General features: G+C 52.2%; 21 protein-coding genes. 7 read left to right on the top strand and 14 right to left on the bottom strand.

Annotation, left to right across the window (positions count from 1 at the left end; translation table 11 throughout):
- The first annotated feature begins 172 nt into the window (after nucleotides 1-172).
- Nucleotides 173-805 (top strand): tyrosine-type recombinase/integrase, encoded by a 633-nt coding sequence (locus ACGYLI_RS16820; RefSeq protein WP_394419984.1) that lies wholly within the window; start codon nucleotides 173-175, stop codon nucleotides 803-805.
- Between the two features lie 229 nt (nucleotides 806-1,034).
- Here the strand turns inward: ACGYLI_RS16820 and ACGYLI_RS16815 are convergent, their stop codons facing one another.
- Nucleotides 1,035-1,775, bottom strand: coding sequence for an alpha/beta fold hydrolase (locus tag ACGYLI_RS16815; protein WP_394419983.1), 741 nt, complete (start codon nucleotides 1,773-1,775; stop codon nucleotides 1,035-1,037).
- A 425-nt stretch (nucleotides 1,776-2,200) separates the two neighbouring features.
- Here ACGYLI_RS16815 and ACGYLI_RS16810 point away from each other — a divergent pair, with 425 nt between their 5' ends.
- A complete protein-coding gene (locus ACGYLI_RS16810) occupies nucleotides 2,201-2,758 on the top strand; it encodes a hypothetical protein (RefSeq protein ID WP_394419982.1) in 558 nt (185 codons plus the stop codon).
- The gene (locus ACGYLI_RS16805; RefSeq protein WP_394419981.1) at nucleotides 2,758-4,032 is read left to right on the top strand and encodes a HEPN/Toprim-associated domain-containing protein; all 1,275 of its coding nucleotides are present in this window, start codon (nucleotides 2,758-2,760) and stop codon (nucleotides 4,030-4,032) included. The genes ACGYLI_RS16810 and ACGYLI_RS16805 overlap by 1 nt, the downstream gene beginning before the upstream one ends.
- A gap of 373 nt (nucleotides 4,033-4,405) precedes the next feature.
- Here the strand turns inward: ACGYLI_RS16805 and ACGYLI_RS16800 are convergent, their stop codons facing one another.
- From ACGYLI_RS16800 to ACGYLI_RS16755, 10 genes are all read right to left on the bottom strand, one after another.
- The gene (locus ACGYLI_RS16800; RefSeq protein WP_394419980.1) at nucleotides 4,406-5,443 is read right to left on the bottom strand and encodes a serine/threonine-protein kinase; all 1,038 of its coding nucleotides are present in this window, start codon (nucleotides 5,441-5,443) and stop codon (nucleotides 4,406-4,408) included.
- Nucleotides 5,440-5,907: a hypothetical protein gene (locus ACGYLI_RS16795; protein WP_394419979.1), complete on the bottom strand. Its 468-nt coding sequence runs from the start codon at nucleotides 5,905-5,907 to the stop codon at nucleotides 5,440-5,442. Before ACGYLI_RS16795 ends, ACGYLI_RS16800 begins: the two co-directional genes overlap by 4 nt.
- A gap of 202 nt (nucleotides 5,908-6,109) precedes the next feature.
- The gene (locus tag ACGYLI_RS16790) at nucleotides 6,110-6,580 is read right to left on the bottom strand and encodes a DNA methyltransferase (protein ID WP_394419978.1); all 471 of its coding nucleotides are present in this window, start codon (nucleotides 6,578-6,580) and stop codon (nucleotides 6,110-6,112) included.
- A 549-nt stretch (nucleotides 6,581-7,129) separates the two neighbouring features.
- Nucleotides 7,130-7,396, bottom strand: coding sequence for a helix-turn-helix domain-containing protein (locus ACGYLI_RS16785; RefSeq protein WP_394419977.1), 267 nt, complete (start codon nucleotides 7,394-7,396; stop codon nucleotides 7,130-7,132).
- Nucleotides 7,397-7,587: 191 nt separating this feature from the next.
- Complete coding sequence (locus tag ACGYLI_RS16780; RefSeq protein WP_394419976.1) at nucleotides 7,588-7,959, bottom strand: hypothetical protein; 372 nt, start codon at nucleotides 7,957-7,959, stop codon at nucleotides 7,588-7,590.
- A gap of 269 nt (nucleotides 7,960-8,228) precedes the next feature.
- Nucleotides 8,229-9,278: a helix-turn-helix domain-containing protein gene (locus ACGYLI_RS16775; RefSeq protein ID WP_394419975.1), complete on the bottom strand. Its 1,050-nt coding sequence runs from the start codon at nucleotides 9,276-9,278 to the stop codon at nucleotides 8,229-8,231.
- 1,307 nt (nucleotides 9,279-10,585) lie between these two features.
- Nucleotides 10,586-10,978: a hypothetical protein gene (locus tag ACGYLI_RS16770; RefSeq protein ID WP_394419974.1), complete on the bottom strand. Its 393-nt coding sequence runs from the start codon at nucleotides 10,976-10,978 to the stop codon at nucleotides 10,586-10,588.
- Nucleotides 10,975-11,724 (bottom strand): ParA family protein, encoded by a 750-nt coding sequence (locus ACGYLI_RS16765; RefSeq protein WP_394419973.1) that lies wholly within the window; start codon nucleotides 11,722-11,724, stop codon nucleotides 10,975-10,977. The genes ACGYLI_RS16770 and ACGYLI_RS16765 overlap by 4 nt, the downstream gene beginning before the upstream one ends.
- A gap of 549 nt (nucleotides 11,725-12,273) precedes the next feature.
- Nucleotides 12,274-12,582, bottom strand: a complete 309-nt coding sequence (locus ACGYLI_RS16760) for a helix-turn-helix domain-containing protein (RefSeq protein WP_394419972.1) — start codon at nucleotides 12,580-12,582, stop codon at nucleotides 12,274-12,276.
- Nucleotides 12,583-12,604: 22 nt separating this feature from the next.
- On the bottom strand, nucleotides 12,605-13,111 hold the full coding sequence (locus ACGYLI_RS16755) for a hypothetical protein (protein WP_394419971.1): 507 nt from the start codon (nucleotides 13,109-13,111) through the stop codon (nucleotides 12,605-12,607).
- Between the two features lie 158 nt (nucleotides 13,112-13,269).
- Here ACGYLI_RS16755 and ACGYLI_RS16750 point away from each other — a divergent pair, with 158 nt between their 5' ends.
- Nucleotides 13,270-13,674, top strand: coding sequence for an H-NS family nucleoid-associated regulatory protein (locus tag ACGYLI_RS16750; protein WP_394419970.1), 405 nt, complete (start codon nucleotides 13,270-13,272; stop codon nucleotides 13,672-13,674).
- Nucleotides 13,675-14,176: 502 nt separating this feature from the next.
- On the opposite strand, the gene ACGYLI_RS16745 is transcribed toward ACGYLI_RS16750, so the two are convergent.
- Complete coding sequence (locus ACGYLI_RS16745; protein WP_394419969.1) at nucleotides 14,177-14,503, bottom strand: hypothetical protein; 327 nt, start codon at nucleotides 14,501-14,503, stop codon at nucleotides 14,177-14,179.
- Nucleotides 14,504-14,534: 31 nt separating this feature from the next.
- Nucleotides 14,535-16,478, bottom strand: coding sequence for a hypothetical protein (locus tag ACGYLI_RS16740; RefSeq protein WP_394419968.1), 1,944 nt, complete (start codon nucleotides 16,476-16,478; stop codon nucleotides 14,535-14,537).
- A 1,546-nt stretch (nucleotides 16,479-18,024) separates the two neighbouring features.
- Between ACGYLI_RS16740 and ACGYLI_RS16735 the strand changes: the two genes are divergently transcribed.
- On the top strand, nucleotides 18,025-18,903 hold the full coding sequence (locus tag ACGYLI_RS16735) for a hypothetical protein (protein ID WP_394419967.1): 879 nt from the start codon (nucleotides 18,025-18,027) through the stop codon (nucleotides 18,901-18,903).
- On the opposite strand, the gene ACGYLI_RS16730 is transcribed toward ACGYLI_RS16735, so the two are convergent.
- Nucleotides 18,888-20,138: an IS256 family transposase gene (locus ACGYLI_RS16730; RefSeq protein WP_394419966.1), complete on the bottom strand. Its 1,251-nt coding sequence runs from the start codon at nucleotides 20,136-20,138 to the stop codon at nucleotides 18,888-18,890. The two genes, ACGYLI_RS16735 and ACGYLI_RS16730, sit on opposite strands and share 16 nt — an antisense overlap.
- Before the next feature lie 184 nt (nucleotides 20,139-20,322).
- On the opposite strand from ACGYLI_RS16730, the gene ACGYLI_RS16725 reads away from it, so the two are divergent.
- Both ACGYLI_RS16725 and ACGYLI_RS16720 read left to right on the top strand, forming a co-directional pair.
- On the top strand, nucleotides 20,323-20,823 hold the full coding sequence (locus ACGYLI_RS16725; RefSeq protein WP_394419965.1) for a hypothetical protein: 501 nt from the start codon (nucleotides 20,323-20,325) through the stop codon (nucleotides 20,821-20,823).
- A gap of 20 nt (nucleotides 20,824-20,843) precedes the next feature.
- A complete protein-coding gene (locus ACGYLI_RS16720; RefSeq protein ID WP_394419964.1) occupies nucleotides 20,844-21,275 on the top strand; it encodes a hypothetical protein in 432 nt (143 codons plus the stop codon).
- The last annotated feature ends 49 nt before the right edge of the window (nucleotides 21,276-21,324 follow it).

The following is a 21,324-nucleotide window of genomic DNA, read 5'->3' as shown; positions in this document are numbered from 1 at the left end:
GGCCGTTAAGGGCCGCTCTTGCCGGATCAGCTTTTGCTGCAATTGCGAAGGCCTTCGTCCCTTACGCTGTTAGTTTGGGCTCGAAGCCGACTTTCGCCGCAGATCGATTGTAAAGTTGGCCGTCGGCGAAACGCCGAAGACGTGGCGGGACCGGTGGATTGGAGGAACCGCTATGCCTACCGCCAACCTACCAGCAATCCGTGCCTGCCGTCCCGCTTGGAACAAGGGGCGCATCGTCGGCCAGAAACGACCGCTGCAACCGAAGCATGTCTGGGCGATCCGGGTCCGATTGGAGATCGCCCATCGGACCCGAGAACTGGCGCTCTTCAATCTCGCCATCGATAGCAAGTTGCGTGGCTGCGACCTGGTGCGGCTCAAGGTCGCCGACGTCTACGCCGCGGGGCAGGTCAGGCACCGCGCTGAGATTGTCCAGAGCAAGACAAGCAGGCCCGTGAGCTTCGAGATTACCGAAGGGACTCGGAAAGCAATCGAAGCCTGGCTCGAATCCCCGCTCATGATTGGGTCGGAACATCTCTGGCCGGGACGGTTCCACGAACGGCTGCACATTTCGACTCGGCAGTATGCTCGCCTCGTCCGGGACTGGGTGGCCTCCATCGGTCTCGAGCCGAGCGCCTACGGCACCCATTCCATGCGTCGCACCAAGGTTGCTGAGATTTATCGGAAGACCGGCAATCTTAGAGCAGTGCAGCTATTGCTTGGCCATACGAAGATGGACAGCACCGTGCGCTACCTCGGCGTCGAACTGGAGGATGCGCTCGCGATCGCAGAGTCGGTAGAGATCTAAGCGCCAGGGGCCGGTCTGTCGCGGCCGGCCCAGACCTGCCATTACCTTGATGATCGAACGCTGCGATGCAGCTTCAAGATATCGGCCATTCATCCCTCGCGCATCATTTTCGAAGGTGAAGGTCGGCGGAGCGGACAAAGGAAGCATCCGCTCGAGTTATCTCCGTCTCATCATGCAGTTTCTCGAGGAGCTGGACCGCGCGTGAGAGGTCATGTCCGCTATCCGCGCCTTATCTCGTTATCGTTTTTAAGATGACCTCTGCGGCCTCCTTCGGGCGGTCCCATTGCGGGAAGTGGCCACACCGCTCGAACCAGTGCAACCGCGCGGTGGGGAAGGCCGCTTGTGCTCGCTCCGCCTGACGTGGCAGCAGGAGACGGTCCTGACGGCCCCAGCCAATCGTCACGCGGCCCGGAGGTGTGGCGGTCCCCTCCTGCAACGGACCACGCGCCAGTTCGCGCAGCATCGCGTCGAACACGTCTGTCTCGGCTATGGCCGTCAGCTCGTTCCGGACCAGCAGGGGATCAAGAGCGCCGGGCTTCGCCGACAGTTGCGCGAGCAAAACGGCCCGCGCGGCACGGCTGTGCGAGAGCGCCGGAATGTGCCGCCGCAAGAGGCGCACCAGCCGGACCGAGACGGCAAGCGTGGAGCGGAACCACGCCGTCTCCCAGCCGCGCCAGAAACCACCCGGATCATAAGCGACCGTGTGGCCGCCGATGCCGCGTCGTGCCAGTTCCAGCACCAGCCGCGCGCCGACAGAACTGCCGACAGTATCGACGCCGGCGAGCCCGTTCCGGTCGATGAAGTGTTCGAGCGCATCCGCATAGGCGGCAATCGTCTGGCGCCCCGAAAGCGCCGGAGACCCCCCGTGCCCAGGCAGATCGACCAATATGACTTCGCGTTCGCGAGCAAGCATCGGCAGGATGCCGTCCCAGGACCGGACGCTTCCACCCAACCCGTGAACCAGGAGCAAGGGTGGTCCGGCACCGTGACGTTCACAATTCAATTCCATGCTCAAGGAACGCTTGGCAGCGGAACTGGTTCCGCCGGTTGTGCTGGTAGCCGACGGGTCGTCGTGCCGACGGCTTGGTGCAGCGGGCGCGCATATTCCGGTCCTCCTGGGCATCGCCGCCGCCGACGCCCCCGCGCAGCGATATCAATTCCTGACCCCCTGTGCGGTCGTCTCGCCGCAGTCAAAAACGGCCCAATGCCGTCATTCACAGCAGGCAAGTCGAATGACCGGTCTCAGCCCTTTGCGGCGTTTGTGCCACGCGCGGTACAGACTTGCGGTCAGATGACAGTATTGCACGATACAGCCCGCTTTGACGGGTCGCGCCGTGCATTGTCACCGATCTCAGGATTGTTAAGTTGCGAAGGTGTTCATGTTAAGGCCGCGCGATGATAACCGAGAGCTACTACTGGAAAAAGCCGCTTTTAACCGGCGCGAAATTTATTCAAAGGCATATGGATGCCGAGAAAATCAGCGACGAGCAAATTGCACAAATTGAGCGCGAGATATTCATAGGATTCTATTCGATCCGAAAAATATTAGAGGCCACAGCAAAGGTTAGCGCTCAAACTCGCGACATGAAAGTTGCCTTGAGATGGTTCCCGAAGAAGGCCGATCAGCCTATCGTTGATTGGTACAATCGCAATGAGTTTTGGGATCTGTATAACCTTGAAAGGCCCCTACAAGAGTTTCGCGATCTTCTCTATGTTTCGCATAGAATGGTCCATAGCTTTATCTTCAATTTGTCGGGTGACGACGAAGGGCATGGAGCGTTCTTCACAAGTGATCGCGACAAAGAATCTCGGCTCAATTTTCTGAGCACAAACGAGATAGTTCGCATCTTCGAGGTTGTAGGAAACGACTATCCATCTGACTTCCACGCATGGCGCGATCCAGATACAGGCGAAATGAAATGGAGCGTTGATTCTGGGGAGAACTTCACCTGATGGGAACCTCGATTGAACTTACAATAGCCGGTATCTCGTTATCCTATGCCAAAAACCACATGGGGTTGGACTTCGGCTTCTTGTTTCAAGAGGGCGACGAAACGCGACGCAAGTTGGATGGAATCGACTACGAGTATTACGAAGAGCACCCTGATGAGAGCGCAGATCTGGTAGAGTTCGAGGAAGTGTTTGCGAGGCCTCTGGCGCGTATACTACCCAGATTGCGCCTCTTAGGTTCGACGATCGAAACGGCACGTGCTGAGTATGAGGCGGTCATGGCCGAGGCGCTGGAGATCAACTCACACACAACCTCTCCAGAAAAACCTAACTATTTGACCTTTGAGGAATATTGCTCTCTGGCTTGTCGCTATCCGTTGTCGGCCCTCGAAAACGGAGCCGAATTTGACGACGAGGAAAAGGCCAAAGGAAAGCTGGTGGCCGACAAGGATTTCCAACGTCTACCTTGGACAGATAACGCCGACATGTATTGGTCTGAGGCAAGCTATTTCAGCGCGAAAGTTGCTATTCTCAGTGCATCTTCGATGCTTCAGGTTTTCGGCCTCAATCCGGCCAATCAAAATGCCGATGTCGTCTGGGAGTTCGGCCCACTTGTCCATTCAGGTTATGAATCTCGCTCCCTCTTTCAACCCGGTGCGAGGCGGAATCAAAAGGTTCTAATCGCGACCGAGGGCGCTTCGGATGCCCGGATCATCAAGCGCGCCCTCGACATTTTGCGCGCTGATGTCACCGACTTTTTCAATTTTGTAGACGTCGACGAGCGGCACCATTTTTGGGGAACGGGCAATCTAGTCAAATTTGCGGAAGGGATTCTCCGCATCGACATACACAACAAGGTGCTCTTCGTTCTCGACAATGATGCGGAAGGCGTGGATGCTTATCGGAAGCTCGACGCCCTTAACCTACCACCAAATATGCGAGCAATGTTGCTGCCCAACGTCGATGAATTCCGTCGGTTTCCAGCGCTTGGTCCGGAAGGCGTCAGTTACACCGACATTAACGGGCGAGCGGCAGCGATCGAGTGCTATCTCGATCTGAATTTGCCCAAGTATCCGCCCGCGCAGGTGCTATGGAGCAACTACAAGAAAGATATTGATGCCTGGCACGGAGCCCTACAGTTTAAAGAAACATACCAGAAGCATTTCTACGATCAGCCCCCTGAGATGCTTCGAGATGGCCCCTACGAGACTTTCAAGCTGCAGAAATTGATGGATGCCTTGATCGACGAGGCAGCTTTGGTATTGCCATCCGACTAATCTCTTGCGTGACAGCTAGGTCAGCCGATCAACAGCCGTTCCCTTGATGTTGCAGACTAAATTTACTTTGGGTCACTTCGAAGCGCTACCCAAATAAAATTTGCGATTCACGACTGTTCTGTGTATGTTCTTGTACGCAAGGGAAGATCAACAATCCAACGGGTGCTATCATGATGACTTTGTGCTTACCAAAGTGCAGATTCTGCGGGCGTGTATGGCATCCACAAGGGGGTGTCGTCGCCGCAAGGAGCTATTGTAGCGCATGTGCTGCCGAGCGCCGTAGCATTGCTAAAAGCAAGTTTGATCTGCGGAAATTGAGTGCCGCAGATGTCGAGAATGGATACCTTCTGCCAAAAGACCTTAGAAAGACAGTCTAACTGCTACCAGCAAAGAAGTCTTCTAGTTGCTTCAATGCCAATCGGCGACCAATCACGCCGCCCGATCCAGCGAGCCGCCGGGTTTTGCCGGTTGTTGTCGGTTCGCTTCGCGCTGACCACTCATGCCTAGTTCCCGAGTGCTGCAACCATTCGACAACGATCCGACGTCCTTTCTTCAAGCGCTCCCAAACAACCCTATCAGTTGCGACCTTGCAGTCCCATACCGGCGCGACGGGCAGGCTTGCGAATTTTGCCTGAACCGCGCTTACGTTCTGGAGGCGTGCCGCAGTGTCGTCACGCAGCATCTCTCGGATGACCCGCCTCCATCGTTTTGGGATGTGCGGGAGCCATTCCAGAGTATCCGCAAACCCGCCGTTGACAATCTCACCGCGTGGCTTCGGTGCTCGCTCGTACCAATCGTGACCGTGAAGTAGGCGGAACATCGTCATGCCAAATGCCCAGACGTCACTTTTTTCGCTGGTGCCTTGCCCATGCCAGACTTCGTAGGCGAGATGGTCAACATAGATGTAGCCTCCGACATCGGCATAGCCAAGGATCAGGTCGTCCGTTACCAAACCGAAGTCACCGATTTTGATTTTCCCATGTTCATCTACAAGGATGTTGCCGGGTTTCAAATCTCGGTGGAGCATCTCCCGCGCGTGCAATGCGCCTAGGCCGAGTAATACTTGCGAACCAATATTGCGTACCTGCAATAGGTTCATCGGACCAGCATCATAAGCGCCTTGGAGTGATCCTCCCTGACACAGCTCCATGCAGATTCTTACACTATCTCCGCCATCGGCTTCCTCAAGGTGGAAGACGCGCACAATGTTCCGATGTGTCGCTTTGGCGAGGTTTTGCGCCTCCTTTAGGAATCGATCCTTCTGCTCGTCCCATTTGGCAGGAGGCTTGCTGGTGTCTCGCTCGATCACCTTAACCGCGACTTCTCCATGCACCGGGTCGTTGGCAAGGTACACTTTTCCGAAGTGACCAGCGCCAAGCTTCTTTCCAAGCGTTGTTTTCGGGGCAGTCAATTCAACTTCCTTTCAGAGAGAAGCATCAATGCCGCCTCGCGACTGCCAATTCGCAGTTTAACTCCATCAACGTTTTCGTCCCAGAAGTCGCTATCCGATATATACTCGTCGGCCTTTCGTTCACCAAAACGCTTACTGACTTGAGCTTTCTGCAAGACACTCACGTTACAGTTTTCCGATGCTGCCGCCATGACGACGCCCCGAAGTTCAGCGCTGTGAAGGTGTGACAGCCCTCCGCCTTTGGCCACAGCGCTCGCTTTAATGACTGCACGAGAGACTTTATTTTCACGAAGGTAATCGGAAATCTGGTGAAATAGATGATTCAGGGAATCCGATTTCTCACCGTCTTGAAGCTGAAAGGTTTGGTCGGCTTGCAGAACAATGGGGCCATCTTTCGCGACCTCAGCATCTACGGCAATTACTTTGTCGCCACTTACAACAATTCCTACCCAACGCTCTGTCATATACTCGTTCTTTCGTTCTCGATTTCTTGCCTCTAACTTTATAGCCAAACTTCGGTGTTCGTGGAAGTTCTACATGGTAGACATTTCAGTTCATTCGCCTATTTTTGGGTGAGTACAGCCGGAACATTTCGCGTGTTAGAAGTGCGCTATGCCCTTTAGCGGACTTTGGCGCTAGCCGCAGCGTATGACCGCTCTCCGCCCTTCATTCCAAAGGCCCTCGCAATCGCAGCGCAAACTGAGCGGTCGCAACGAACGGCAGGAAAGTCCGCTCAGCGGACCTTGCTGCACCACGCAGCGAAGGGCGAAAAAGATCGCATAGCTTGCCTCCCCAAAATGAAAGCCGCCGAGATAGATACAACGCTACGAGCAAGTCTCGCAGAAGTTCGAGTCTAGGCTGCATGATTGAAAGCCATTGAGAGTGCTCAAGATTATCGTCGTAGTGCTCAAAGGCCGATCCGGTATTGTAAGGTGGGTCGATGTAGATGCATTTCACTTGCCCCGCATAATATGGTTGCAATGCCTTCAGAGCATCCAGATTATCTCCTTGGATCAATATGTTGCCAGCCCTAGGGTCGCCATAGCCTAGCTCAGACTGCTCCTCCAAAAGTCGGTAAGGCACTTTATCGGCCGCGCGTACATCTTCATCTCGGGTTAACCATCGTAGTGTCGGCATACTGTCCCTGCTCACTCAATTTTTTTGACGCAAAAGCGTTTTATTTCTTTTCTCATAGCTTGGGGCTGTCAGGAAGGTAACTTCCCAATTAGTCTAGAGGACTTTGCTTTTTGCATGCTTGCATGCAAAGCGCCTTGAATGCTTGATTACGCGTGAAACCCGTTGTTGGGTGTCAGCGAAAAGAACACGCTCTCGCGTTGCTTCAGGCGGGCAACCATGGCCAGCAGATTATCAGCGCGAGGTTTTCATTCGCGCTGAGCATGCGCATTAGACTTTTGGGGTCTCTCTGCATGTCCTCGGCAAGAGTCTCGAATCCTACAGTGGCACACGAAACTCAGGATCGCGTTCAGCGCGTGCCTTGATGGTCTCTTTGAAATCTTTTGTTAGTGGCATGTCAGCCTCCTTTCTGTTTTCGTTTTTTGTAGGCGTCCCAAAATGCCTTGGCTTGCTTGATGTCCGCAGACTGGAGCTTCTTCGTGCCGCCGCAAAGCAAAATCACAAGCTTGTCACCATCTTGGCCAAAATAAGCGCGATAATCACAAGTCCCCATCACCTGCCCATGATAAAGAGATCGATTCCGAGGGCCTCTGTAAGCTGCATGTACGTGCTTAGCCTCCCATCAAGCTTCCCCCGCTCTAGCCGCGATAGGTTGGCTTGGGTAATCCCTGCCACTTCTGCCAGCGAGTTCTGATCAAGGCCAAGCTCGATACGACGAGATCGGATACAAGCGCCGAGACGTTCCTGAGAGGAAACCTGGTGCAAATGGTCTTTCATAAAATCTCCGTATGTCATTTCAGATATATCGAGTGTGAACATTTTAGGAACATATCGTCAATATATTTAATTTGGCATAAGAACATTAAGGGAACTATATTTGTGCAAGATTAACCAAGGCTATTTTATGAGGTTTCTAAGATTATACCCTCCACACTCCCTCCAAAACCGCGCCGCTGGCTGTTATCGGCATACAAAAATATGAATAACGGGATCGCATCGAAGAATTAAAGCTATCCAGCCACTTCAGCTTCCAGATAACTACGGATCCGCATCGCCTCTGGAAGTCCGCCTTCGATCAGAACTTCTATCGGCGTTCTCCCCTGCATGATCGGGCCAGAGTTGGCAGCATGCACCCAACTCGACACCCTGTCCGCCTCCCCAGCAAAGATGATCTTTAGGGCGCCGTGTGTGCCAACGAGTGCGCCGACCAGCTGCAACTGATCGTCTGTGAGCTGACAATCATCGTTACCCGATTTGATAGCCTTCCACTCGGCATCGGGCAGCCTCAACAGCCTTGCGGCGTCAGCGTCCCCTACCCCCCAAGTTTTCAGGAGCCTAGGAGCAGTACGCGTCAGCGCGGCCTTCTCATCTTCTGTCATCATAGGATCCACCTTATCAGGCCTTTTGCCCCCAGTTTGGCATCTCTCACATCTTACTTGGAATGATCGGAAGCTAGTGCCAGCTCGTTCCTAAGCAGTTTATGCCTGAAGCATAAAAACACCTCAAAAATGGTACGTTCGGCTACCACTTGCCCCTACTTTGGTAGCCGAACGTACCATTTTTATGTAAAACGACCAAAACGGGATTTCTGGAAATGCCTCGATCTCATTGGCTTTCCTCATGATCTCAATCCTCCGCTGCGAGGTGCATATCAGGCATAGACCCGCACAGTAGCTCGGCTTGGATAGCCACGTTGCTCACAGATACCGACGTTCGTCTTCAGAGCGCTCATCAGCTTCTCCACGCTATCCCCCTGCCCTTCTTTTGAGGCTTTCACGAAGCTCTGGAAGGTTGGCGGGATCTTCCAGTGAGGCTGGAACGTAAGCTGAAGCCCTTTGCAAGCCGCTTTGAACTGCCGGTAGCTCATCGTCGAAACGAGGTTATCAACCAGGTCCTTGGTTTCTTCAGCTGTTGGCGCATCCCAATTCATTGAGGCGTAGAACCCCTCGAGGAACGCAGTCACCTCCGTGGTATGCAGGGGTCGATCTTGGAAGAGATGGGCATATTTTGCGAGGACGGATTTCGCCTGCGCCATTGCCGCCTGCTCATAGCCCTGCACGTTTGCGCCAAGGTGGTAGGAGAGCGACTTGAGCTTCTCCAAGAAAGCCGGGTTCTTCCGAAGCTCCTCTGCTTTTGGATCTTCAAAATCCTCACTCTCCCCCCTGCCCTGCTGGGGAACGACTTCCTTGCGAGGTGTTGATGCCGTTGCTGGCGGCTTAGTTGATTTAGTTTGAGTATAGTTAGATGAGTTTAGTTCTGTGTTCATCTGTTGCACCCCCTCGGTACAACCGTTGGCCCCTGTAAAGTTCATTGATTGAATCGTTGGAGGGGGTGTTTCGTCCACAGGGGTGCAATGATTGAGCCCTACTTCGGTCTTCTCTGATGCTGATTGACGGTCGTCAAAGAACTTGACCACGTAGAGGTTGGATCTGTGCTCTTGGCGGCCGCTATCGACCAAGATGTAACCGGTTTCACGAAGAAGCTTCAGGTACTTCAACAGCGTGGCTTTCGATTTGATCTGCGTCAGCTTCATCAACGTCTTGTGCGACGGATTACACTTCCCTGTCTTGTTGTTGCTAAATGAAAGAAGCGTTGCCCAGATCGCAATTGCCGTATGCGGCAACCGTGTATCTTCAACCACCCTTTTCAATGTCTTTCTTGCGAGTAGAAAACTGCTGGTCTCTTTTTGTTCGTTCTTCATAGCTCTTTTCCTCTAGGGCCCCTCTTCGGAGGCTGGATTGGTAAGAGCAGGCAAACCTTCCCCGATGCAGAAAAGCATATTTTCTGCTTGTTTTCGTTTGGGAGGTTGCTAGGATAGTCAGTGAAAATAGGACTATCGAAGCACCGCACTGCTTTTGATTTTGGAACCCCTGGTGTTAGCGCACTGGGGGTTTCGCGTTTTAGGACTCCTGTGTCGGCTTCTCCTTTCGGTAAGTCAGATTCGTGTGGGCACAATCATCTAGTGAATCAGGTGCCACGCCAACCCCGCAGGATAGGTGAAAACAGCATAAATTGTGGTTATCTGATCGCCGCATACTAGAGTTAGCCATTGAGCCCACACCCTCTCGTTGCCGGGTCTACGGGAATTACATAGATACATGTAATTTCTGTAGACCGACCCGAAGTTGAGCTTTCGATGCCCAGCTTTGGCTCGATGCCCACTGATCGGCGTGCTGCACCCGTCAGTCTCTCGACTCTTTCCAGGTGCCTACTTCCAGTATTCTTCTGATCGTCCATGCTCGTTTCCCTCATTGGGGCTTATGTTTGAGCAGGCAAACCTCTCCCGTTGTGAAAATCATATTTTTCACTTGTCATCGGTATGGAGGCTGGTAGGATCAATCTTGACTTTAGAGTTGGTCCTATCGAAGGCCTGCTTGTTTTAAGAAACCCTCTGGTGCGTCAACACCGGGGGGTTTCGTCGTTTAAGTGGTCGATTCCTCTCCTGTTTACAGATTCGTGACCTTGAGTATCGCACTCGGTTACCACATCCGCCAACCCCATCACTGGGGTCTTAGGGCCATGTATTGTGGTTTAGAGCCCAACAACTACTATGATTTGCCAAGCCTCTAGGCACATCTATCCAGTTACAAGAACCGCAATTCTTGCTTGTATTAATGGGTGATGATGCTATCCTGATGAGGAATTGGTAGGATCACATCTGTAGATCTTATGAAAGGCTCCGGGCGGCAACCTGGAGCTTTTCGCGTTCTGGGGGAATCTGTTCTGCTCGCCTCCTCGCTGGTTCACGTTCCTTCGATAATCTCCAAATGAACCTAATTTTTCAAGCAGTTTCGGCAGCTTAAGAGCATTTCTGTTGAAAACCCAATTACTACAATGGGTTGCAACAATTGATCTACGTGATGTGCCCTATAGCTGTATCATCGGCTACCTGTAGACATGTCATAGAGTCTACCTGATGTATTGTATAAGGGTATACGCGTAGCCATAAAAAAGCCAAGCCAAATCATATAGATAAGGCTAGGCTATCGTCTTGTCTAAGCTGTGAAGTTATCGTTTTGGAAGCTTGTTGCCGTCAGGTGGGTTATCTACGTCCTCTAGCGGGTAACCTGCGTCTTGCAGTGCTTTCAGGACGAGATGGCGCGATGTTACCCCCTCCTGTGCCGCTTTGATTTTCAGATGACGGTGCAGGTATTTGGGGATCGAGAATGTGAAACGCTCGGTTTCGGCCATCCCCGGGCGCCCTTTCCGCTTCACTTCCTTTGGTGCGGTTTCGAGCTCTAGGAGGTCATCTTGGGCAGTCCTTGTGCGGCCTGCAATGCCAGGGACCTTAGGCTTATCCTTCGGCTCCTCGGTCAACCGCACCTTCCCTCTCCTGCTGAGCTTGTTTGCAATGCGATCTTCGCCGGTCTCTTCGGGCGTTGTTGGGATGATATCGCTCATGCTGCATCTCCTGTCAGGCTAATGACGCCAGTGGCTGCCAGCTTTTCAAGAAGCTCGTCGGCTAGCTCACGGAAGTTCTCCGCAAACCGCTCGATCTGTTGAGGCTTGCTTCGGCCTTTGTTCACAGCACTGTTCTCAGCCAGCTCATAGATGTCCTGAGAATAGCTAAACATGGATTCAAAGATGTTCCGGCGCACGATCCTGGTGCGGAACACGTCGAGTTCCCCGTCGTGCCGAGCCTGTTTCTCGATCTCAAGCATTTCCTTGCTTGGGAACTGGCTATCTACCTTCGTCCAAAGCAACGCGTGCGGAACGTCATGTGGGAGGGTTTCACCGGCGTCTACGATGTCACTATGGGTATCGAGCACTGCGGCCACATCCACATAGCTGATAGACGCAGGGATAATGCAGAAGTGGGCAAACTGAATGGCCTTATAGGCAACTGTGTCCATGCCGCCGGGCGTATCGATAATCACGAAATCTGCGCCCTCCTGCTTTGCTTTACGAACGCATTTACCGATGTTGTCGGTTTTGACGCCGCTGATCACAGAGTAGTTCGCTCTGCTGTAGTCTTCCGCGAAATCTGGAAGTGCAGTCTGCTTTTCCTCGCAATCCAAAACTACCACCTGGTAGCCTCGGTATGCCAGCTCTGTCGACAACCCCAAGGTCGTCAGTGTTTTCCCAACGCCGCCTTTGCGCTGCGAGAATGTGATGACCAGTCCTTGGCCTTCATTACTGTCTGCCATGCTCTGCCTCGTATTTTTATATTTGTGCTACCTGCATACGAGATGCCGAGATTCAAATCAACAAGTTGCTTTGTCTACAATGCATCGGATGAAGTGCCGACAAGTCTACAACACATCAGGTAGACTTGTAGGAGTGGTGACTTGAAGGAATGTATACGCTTAGCCTGATAGCTGAACCCCTAATAAATTAAGGGGTATAGATAACACGATGGGTCCGCGCGGAACCGTATTCGGAGCGATGCTACAAGTAGCCAATACATCAGATGTATTGAAGACGTGTAGGCGTGATGGAATGACTACGTTGATACCTTGCACATTCAAGACATCTAGACTTGTAGTGGGCGGTGAGCCGGGAAGGAGGCTGTTAAATCTTGACTGCCACTTCGGCCCTAGGCTTCGAGGAAGGTCATCTACGTTAAGAGTCGATACCACCCTTTTACCTGATGCATTGTAGACGGGTAGACTTGATGTAATGTCTACAAGCCTACAAGCCTACAAGCCTACGAGATGACATTACTACAAGTCCGCACTAAGACTCTTATACGAGTATCAGCTTTGGTTGTTTGGCTGCCATAACCGGCGCAGGAACCAGTATAGCTCGGGGTCGTGGCCTCGAATATGCTCTTCATAGAGCTCATCAACGGGTTTCCGAAGCGCATGTGCGTAGATCTCCATCCGTTCTAAGGCGATACGCTTCCTGCCATCTTCAATGGCCTGGATGAAGCCTCGCGTAACACCAAGACCCTCTGCAAGGGCAAGTTGGGTGAGACCAGCACTTCTGCGCCAGTCGGCCACCAACTCCCCAAAAGCTTTCTTATGACCGTTTTGTTCGGTATCCGTCAGCTGTGTAAGCGCCATACTGGCCTCCTATATCGTTAGCTCAAGAAGAGGCGAACTCACTAACAAAGTTGTTGTAGATACTGTTGGCCTCAGACTGAAGCATGCCTTCTTCGACCTTTCTGTTCAGATCTGCGCAGAGATTGATGAGCCCGCGTTCGAACTCGGCAAAGTTAGTTGAGCTCTTGTGCCTGTTTTCAATCCAGAATGAGGCTCGGTGAATTGGGAGAACCTCCATTGCCGCAAAGAACATCTTTGTTTCAGAGGGTAGGGGGGTCATTATCTCGAGCCGGATCTTTTCAGCCCAGTCTTTTTGCTTTTTGGAGCCTGTCAGAGCTTTAAAGCCAAAGGGTCTAAGTTTGGCGCGTGCGTCCTTGGCTTCCTGTTTTACAGGGCCGCTGGAGCGTTTTACTGTATTTTGAGGTACGATTTCATCATAGGTTCCTATGTTGCCGGTGTCGCGGCATTCATAGCGTCCACCACCTATGTAGTAATAATCTCCAAAATAAGAAAGCTCGTCTTCAATATTACTGATTGCTGAACTGTACATTGTATTATCCTCACCCAATGTTATGGTTAACAAGTTGTTGAGGGCGGCAGAATTGCAATACCTTTTAGGTATCTTTTTTTAATTATAGGCTTTTATTCTTGAAGTTGGCTCTATCTATGCGATAGAGGTTCTCATCACTTAGCTTATTAGAGGTAAAAATGAACGCTAACAAAACTGAGAATGCGTCTTCTGTCGCTCAGGTCGATGTTGACCACATGGATTTGAATGAGCTTTCTGCTCTGCGCCAAAAACTTGATGGTGCGATGGAGGCCATGATGAAGAAAAAGCGCCGTGCCGCTCAGGACCAAATTCGTGAACTGGCAGCTGGCCTTCAAATCAGTGTTGGAGAACTTCTTTCGGATATGCCCGAAGCCTCTGAAGTAGGTGACAAGAAGCCGAAAACGAAGCTGAAGCCCAAGTATCGCAATGCTGATTGCACTGAAGAGTGGTCCGGGCGCGGCCGCACTCCGAAGTGGGTTCTCGAGTACGTAGGTGTCGAGAAGCTGGATCGCGATGACCCAGAGCACGTAGCGAAGCTTGAAGAGCTGGAAATTAAAGCCTAAAAAGGCTTAGAACTTGTGAATGGCCCGACCTCGAGTGAAAATGAGGGCAGGGCATTTCATTACTCGACCCTGTATTCTGCTTTGCTGGCTCCGCTTTCGATCCGCTTGGATTTAATGAAGATGTGGAGGAGATCTAAGATTTTCCGCAAGGTCGTCGGGAGGAGGGTTTAGAAGCAAGTTCATCCGTGTGATATCTCGCACTGAAATGTCGCACGCATAGAACATAAAGTATGTGCGAACACTGAAGTCCATAGAGTTCCAGCCACGGTATCCCGAGAAGATCCTATCCAGCTCTCTGCAAGCTTTCAGGGTTACAAGATGCAGGTACTTAGGGTTATTGACGGAGCTAGGATCCGTCGCATCATAGTTATACGACTTCAGATAGTTGTAGATCGCTACGCCCAGCTTATAGTCTTCATGGTCGCGTCTCACCAAGGGGCCAAAAGCTGATCGACTTCTCGAAGGGGTAGGGGGGTACCATCATCGATGATCCAGCCACACGCTATTCCTGCGAGGGGACCAGCGTCTGCAATCGCGAAACTTCTTTTGCCAAATCTGCATTGTTCTTCTGTAGCTCCGAAACCAGATCTTTCTCTTGTCTTAGCTGTTGTTTGAGCTTGAGCTCTTCCTGAGTTCGGACGGAAGCGAGTGAAGCTTTGGTCAAAAGCATCCCGATTATCATCGTGATACCGCTGGTTTCGTTGCTGCATTTGCCTTCAGTTATTCGAGTGCTAAAAACTTGGATGTAGCGTTCGTCTTCTATGCGGAAAGTTTCAGATTCATGGTTGAAGACTAGGGCACCTTTGAACTCGTGGCCTTCCCAATCCAAGTTCTTCGTTCATAGTGTTGGTCCTTCTGGATTAGGGTCTTGGTGAGGTGTGGTCGATGTTGGAGGCATTACGGAAGTTATTGCGAACTCCACGAGATGCGCTGAGGGTGATCTTACTGAATTTGCCGCCGCGTGCAGAGTTTCGCCCGGAGCGTTTGTGCCCGTATCGAGATTGTGTTCGCTCAGATACCTGACCCAATGCTTTGGCGCGCTCTTCATAGCTCTTGGCATACAGTTTCACGTCCGAAGAGAACTGGTGGCGCCAGCAATAGGCGGTAACAAACCCCTCTATGGTTGGGAAAACATGCGTACGAGCGTGGTACCTGGTCCATGCACTGATGCTATCTACAACCCGAAGATTATCAGCCTCGTTGTTCACGTTGATTTTATGCTTCGAGACGTAATCCGGCTGGATGGTTAGCGATGCAATCGGATCGTTTTCGAGGATATCGTCAAAGGCTAACTGCTCGGCGAAGCCCATGTTGTCCATATTTTGCGGATCATCTGCTTGCCCATCTGCATTTCGAGTGACGTAATCTCGCAACCAGAGTGCTTCGGCTGACTCTGACTCAACCCTGATGTAGCGCCACTCATGCCCCTTCTCTAAGGAAGTCTGGTACTTCTCATTATTGTAGAGCTCACGCTGATAGATTTTCTCGTCAGCATTCAGGGTTTCATAGATACTGATCTCAGTCTCGTCGCCACGGTTGGTAAACTTCGCCCCCGGGACACGGAAAACCATTGCCACTGACTTGCTGTTCGGCTTGCTTGGCTCGACATGAACTCGGACGCCCATGACCAATTCCTTCGGTCGGCAACCACTGAGGCTCAAAACAGCAATCTGTTTCTGCCGGTCTTCTCGCTTTTGCTGGTTGTTCGGGGAGAGTTCCTCCAGCGAGTTAAAGAAGCGCTGGCGCCATTCGATGCCATCACCAAGTTTGGCGTCCAGGCGCTTCAGTTCGCTTACAACGAGACCTTTCGTGTCGGGCTTTTTGTTTTCATCAAAGAAGATGAAGTCCTCTTCCCTGTAGCCCTTACCCTGATACCTTTTCTTCTGAACGACCTTCAGGTCTTCATTATCGTCTGAAATTTCGATACCCGCTGCGCGTTTTGTGCTGACCTCGTGGAAGGCGGCCGCGAACTCTGGCTCATAGAGAAAGAAGCCCGGAGCTTGAAAGGCGCCCTGATACTTACGGTGCTGCTTATAACGCAGCTTGAGCGTGGAATCTTCCGTGTCTTTGCGGCCAACTACATCGTGCAGATGGGCTGTCTTCTCTTCTGCGAGAGGCGGATAAAACCAAAGGAACGCGGCTGCCTTCACTACCTGATCGGAGAGCTCTGAGAAGCAGGTAATGCTGTCTTTGATGCTCAGATTGTCAACATTGGTATAGCGGGCGTATGCGGCCTGGGTTTTGTCAACATTGGTATTCTTTGAGGGGGGTGGCAGTGGCGACCCTCCGTTTTTGTCAACATTGAAGATGTGGCTGATGCGGTTGCCAACGGCATCTATGTTTTTGTTAGCTGCCAAGGCGCAGAGCATGCCGGGGCCTGCCTTTTCGAGGAGGTCTACAGCGTAGCTTTGGAGTGCGGCCTTGAAGCCGTAGAAGGTGCTGGAGCGCGTGAACTCGTAGTTCATGAAGCCTGCGAAGGGGCAGCGGTCGTTGATCCCATCGTCTGAGCTTTCGCGAAGAGTGTTTAGATTTTTAGAATACCTATTCTGAGTGGCGGATTCCTTCCTCCTGATGGAGGGGGAGGAGATCTCGAACCGGCGGGCGCGGTTGAAAGCAACGAGGGCCACCTCGGGCGTAAGTGTCATCGTCCGACCGTTCCGGGCAGGGAACTTTCGATCCTGCATGAGATCTACCACAGGATCCCTGAGAAGGGCCCGCTCGTGCTCTTGCTGTGGTGTTTGCTTGATTTTCTTAAATTGAGAGGTAAAGGGCTTCCTCGTCCTCTTCTGGCGACCTAAATCCATACTGATTCCTATTTATTTATCTTAAAATTATAAGCTCTCTATCATATATGTTAACGGCACCCTCAAATGCAAGTTTGAGACCTAAAAACAGCCTCTTAGAAGGCATCTTCAACCCTGTTTGGTAACCTTCCAGCAACCTTCAGCTACCCTCCATGCGCAGCCATCAGGCCGCCAAATATGTTGATAGGCCCCCATAACTACCTGGGCTTGGTCCTCACCAATCAGGTGCAGGAATTCCTAAATTCATGATGATCGAGGGGTAAGCGAGCATGCAGAACCATGCAGGTAACAAAAATCCGCCAGTTCGTTCGCAAAACACCGGAGAAAAGTACTCCAACAATGGAGTTTGGAAACACAAATCCGTAAAATATAAAGACTTAAAAATATGATGTAAGTATCTGATAACTTTATCATATTATAGGATCTCCATAGATGCTCCAGAACAGTATCCGTTTATAATTCAGGTAGGCCCCTACCTCATTGATACATGAAGGAATTCTTGCCCTCTTCATGATCGAGGACCTTCCAATGACCCCTTTAAGCGGCCAGACAGGCAAAGCCGAAGGCATTAGGAGCCCTTCATCCTTCGTCAGATGGTAGCCAATCACAACAAGATCGCTTCCAGCATGGGCTTGTCAGCTTCCTCTCATCACCATGATCGGCTTCCAAATCAAGCAGAGCAAGCACCCCCCATACTCAACAGCTACCCTCCCCAAGATCCTCTTATCAGGCTCCAGCCAGGCCCTCTAAAAGGAAGCCTACAGGACGACCAAAGGAAGCCTACTTCATCATCACAGAAAGCCTTCACCACAACTACGATAAGGCTACCAGCATGCCCCATTCTGTAGCCCTAAAGATCCGCTAAAAGCCTACAAATATGGAATATCAGGCATCTTCCAGTATCCTTAATGGCTACTACCAAAAGACATAGGTAACCTCCCTATGCCCGGGCTTGTCAGCCCGTTCTGTCAGTAAGCTTTCATCCAACAAAATAAGGGCATCTAACCTCCAAACATGGAGGAACCCCCAGCATAAGGGGCCTTACACAAACCATAAGGATACTCCCAACAATGAATGGCTTTCATCCATCATTTAAAAGGATGCCAAGAAGGAAGGGGAGGATAGCTGTTATTAAAGATAAATAAATAGGTTTAAATGCCCTAAAAGCTACCTTTTGAGCAATTTATAGCCCTGAAAGCTGCTTGTCACGCTCATTTGTCAACATTTCACCCACACCAACACCAACACACCAAGGCCATGGGTCTTTCTCTAACCTTCATAGGAAGCCTAACTGGAAGCTGTAGGAAACCTGATGGAAAGCGGTATTCGACGACCCGTATTCCTGCTGCAAGGTCTATAGGAAACCTATCGGAAACCTCACGGAGTCAATAGGCGGAAACCTAGAGGAAAGCAGGCGTAATCAGATGGTAAGCTGAGGTATATTAGGGGTAAATGCCCGGGAATCGGAGGGAAATTTATCACCTGCCACTTGTAAATATCCGGGATGTTGCAATCTCTCCTTTAGAACCTCGAGTGGAGCAGACCGATGCGCAAATATAATCTAGACCTGAACGCCGCCCTTGAGGTCGGCAAACAGATGGTGAAGCAGCCCCCTTCCAAGAGCAAAATCTTCGTTCGTGATACATTCGTCCAAATCAGGCATCTGAAGGAGATCGAGGGCTACTCCTTCCGCGTCATCAAAGAGCTAGCCGAAAAGCTGACAGGTGAGACAGGGTTCGTCGAGGAGACCATCCGCAAAACATACAATGCTTATGAGAAGGCACTCGAAGCTGGAACGCTTTCTGATCTCGAACTGCAAGCTATGGGTCTACTACCTTCCGCCCAAGAAGAAGAGATCGAGGTGGAAGCTGACGATGTCGTAGAGGAGGTTACCGTAGTGGCTCCGAAACCTGCACCGGCCCCAAAACCCGCTCCTAAAGCTGCGCCTAAGGTTGCTTCCGAACCAGCGCCAGTAGTCACACCAAAGGCTGAAGTAAAAACTACCTCAAAGGCACCGGCTTCCAAGAAAGCCAAGGCGAAGGCTACCTCTAAGATTAAGAAGGGGATGCCAGAGCAGGAGTCCCCATTAGCGAGGAAGATCAGGGAAGACGTTGAAGCTAAGCTTAAGAAGGATCGGGAAGCCAAGGCGGCAGCAGAAGCCACTGCGAAGAAGGATGACACCTTCGATGTAGATGCTAGCTCTGTGGATGAAGTTGTCGGCCTCCAGCAAAACTCTATGAGCGAATACGGCCCATCCCGCCTTCGGAAGAAGGATGAGGTGGAAGCCGACGCGGTAGACCAGAGTGAGCCTGAGGTATCGGATGTCGAGGGAACAGATGCACCTGAGGCTGGAAACAGTGATCAAGACGATGCGGTCTTGAGATATGCGCAGAAGTTGGTGACGCTTGATCAGGCGGCGATTTGAACGTGGCGGAGACCGTCGCGGAACTCAACCCCTTCGATGATTTCGGGCAGGCGGTTCCGGCCGTCGAGTTTGCGCCATTTTCCCTGCGCTGACATCATCAGCTTGAATGCCATGGCCAGTCCGGTCTTGCGGCTGAGGCAGCCCTTGGTGCGTTTCGTGCGATGCCGGACGGTGGCAAAGGTGCTTTCGATCGGGTTTGACGTGCGGATGTGCTTCCAGTGTTCGGCCGGGTAGTCGTAGAAGGTCAGCAGCGCGTCCCGGTCCTTGACCAGCTTGGCCACCGCCTTGTCCCATTTCACACCGTAGGTTTCGACGAAGAAGTCGAAGGCGGTCTCTGCCTCGGCGCGGGTTTCGGCTTGCCAGATGTCATGCAGATGGCCCTTGGCCTTGGCCTGCATGGATTTGGGCAGCGCATTGAGCACGTTCATGGTTTTGTGGACCCAGCACCTTTGCTCCTTGGTCGTGGCGAACACCTCGCGCAGCGCCGTCCAGAACCCCAGAGCACCGTCGCCGATGGCCAGCTTGGGGTCCTGTTTCAAGCCACGCCGCTTGAGATCGAGTAGCACCTCGCGCCAGCTCTCGGTGCTTTCGCGAAAGCCATCGGTTATCGCCAGCAACTCCTTGCGGCCATATTCGTCGGCCCCCACGATCACCAGAACGCATTGTTTTTCCTCGGCCATGCGCGGTTTGAAATAAACCCCGTCAGCCCAGATGTAGAGGAACCTCCGTGTGCCGAGGTCGCGTTTCTGCCAAGCCTCGTAGTCTTTCCACCAATCGGCCTTCAGCCGCGTGATGGTCTTGGCGGACAGGCCCTTGGCGTTCGGACCCAGTAGCGCTTCCAGGGCTTCGCTGAAATCGCCCGTGGACACGCCCTTGAGGTAAAGCCAGGGCAGCAGTTCCTCGACCGATTTCGTCTTGCGCAGGTAGCGCGGCAGGATGCTGGGCGTGAAGCTGATCTTGTCTTCGCCTGCGCCGCGATCCCGCACGCGAGGCACCTTCACCGGCACCGGACCCACCCCAGTCAAAATCTCGCGCTCCGGCAGATGTCCGTGCCGGACTAATCTGGCGCGGCCATCTTCGAGCTTGTCTCCGGCAAACGAGGCCATCAGCGCGGCCAGTTCCGCCTCGATCGCCTGTTCGATCAGCTTGCGGGCCCCATCCCGGATGACTCCGATCAAAGGGTCCGGAGAAAATCCGGATGGATCAGGCAGGGTGGTGATGGTATCTTCCGACATGTGGCATATCCCTTTCTCGGTTGAGAATTGACGGCGCTTAGACACCGCCATGATATGCCGCCCCTCAGGGCATCACCAACTTTCGCGCGTTTCTCTGCGGTCTTCACAAAGGCTCTCAACTCACTGCTATAAAATATTTTCTCTTTGGAAAACCGGAAAGCGTCTCACTTATCACAGTAGATGAATGATGGTTATTCCAAGTATCATCAAGGCCGAGGTCATTCAGGATGGCACTCAGATAGCTAAAACTAACCGAGGGAGCCAAGCTGTGGGCGTCGCGGTAGGTGCCATTGCCTTAGGGGGTGTAGGTGCCCTTATCGGCGGCCTATCCGGCTCCTCGACCACCCGTTCTGGCATCAAGAAGCTGTCACTTAGGTTCACTGTCGATAGCACCGATGAACCCAGTCACGAGTTCACCTTCTACGAAAGCCCCAAGAGTGGTGGTACTCAAAGCGGAGATAGTCTTCTGAAGGACCAGTCCAAGCTGCTGGCTAAGTTTGCAGGTTACCTCGAGACTGCCATCCGCAGAGCAGAAGAAGGCAGGGCTCCAGCTCCGGTGGTACCTCTTCCTCTCCAAGACAAATCTGTGGGTGACCAGATTGCCGATCTGTGGAAGCTTAAAGAGCTTGGCGCTCTCACTCAGTCAGAGTTTGATAGCCAGAAAGCAAAGCTGATCGATAGCTAAAACCACACCAATGGGGTCTAATGCCTGAATTCTGTAGCTTCCTCGTCTTTAGACCTACTGAGATCGATCTGATCCATAAGATATGTGCGGAGGCGGGTTGGCGTGTTCGCGATATCGAGGACCCGACCACCAGATATCAGTTCACTGAAAACAGCCGCTCTCAACTCGCTCAAGTAAGTGCCCTGAAGGATTTTAAAGTCCTCATGGAAGGGCAGCAATATGGCCGATTGCTTGTGATTGACTGCGATGAAGAGGAAGCCGACAATATCTGCAACCTTATCTGGGCAGCAAACTTGATCATCGAAGCTTTCCCTCCTGAGCAAAGCCCACCCTCCTCTGCCTTCCCTCTTCCTGCCGATACGACAGAACGCGATACGATTTTTCAGTGCGTGTTTAGAACAGACGGATACTTCCATCGGTTCATAGTATGCGCCGTCCGCGGCCCATTGTGAATCTACTTGCGGTCGGGTTTTCGCTTTCGTGAGTGCTCAGAATGAGCTC

Source organism: Sulfitobacter sp. 1A13421 (assembly GCF_043557285.1).
In the GTDB taxonomy this organism is placed as follows: domain Bacteria; phylum Pseudomonadota; class Alphaproteobacteria; order Rhodobacterales; family Rhodobacteraceae; genus Sulfitobacter; species Sulfitobacter faviae.
The sequence above is the reverse complement of the archived record's forward strand: the minus strand, read 5'-3'. Positions and strand labels throughout refer to the sequence as shown.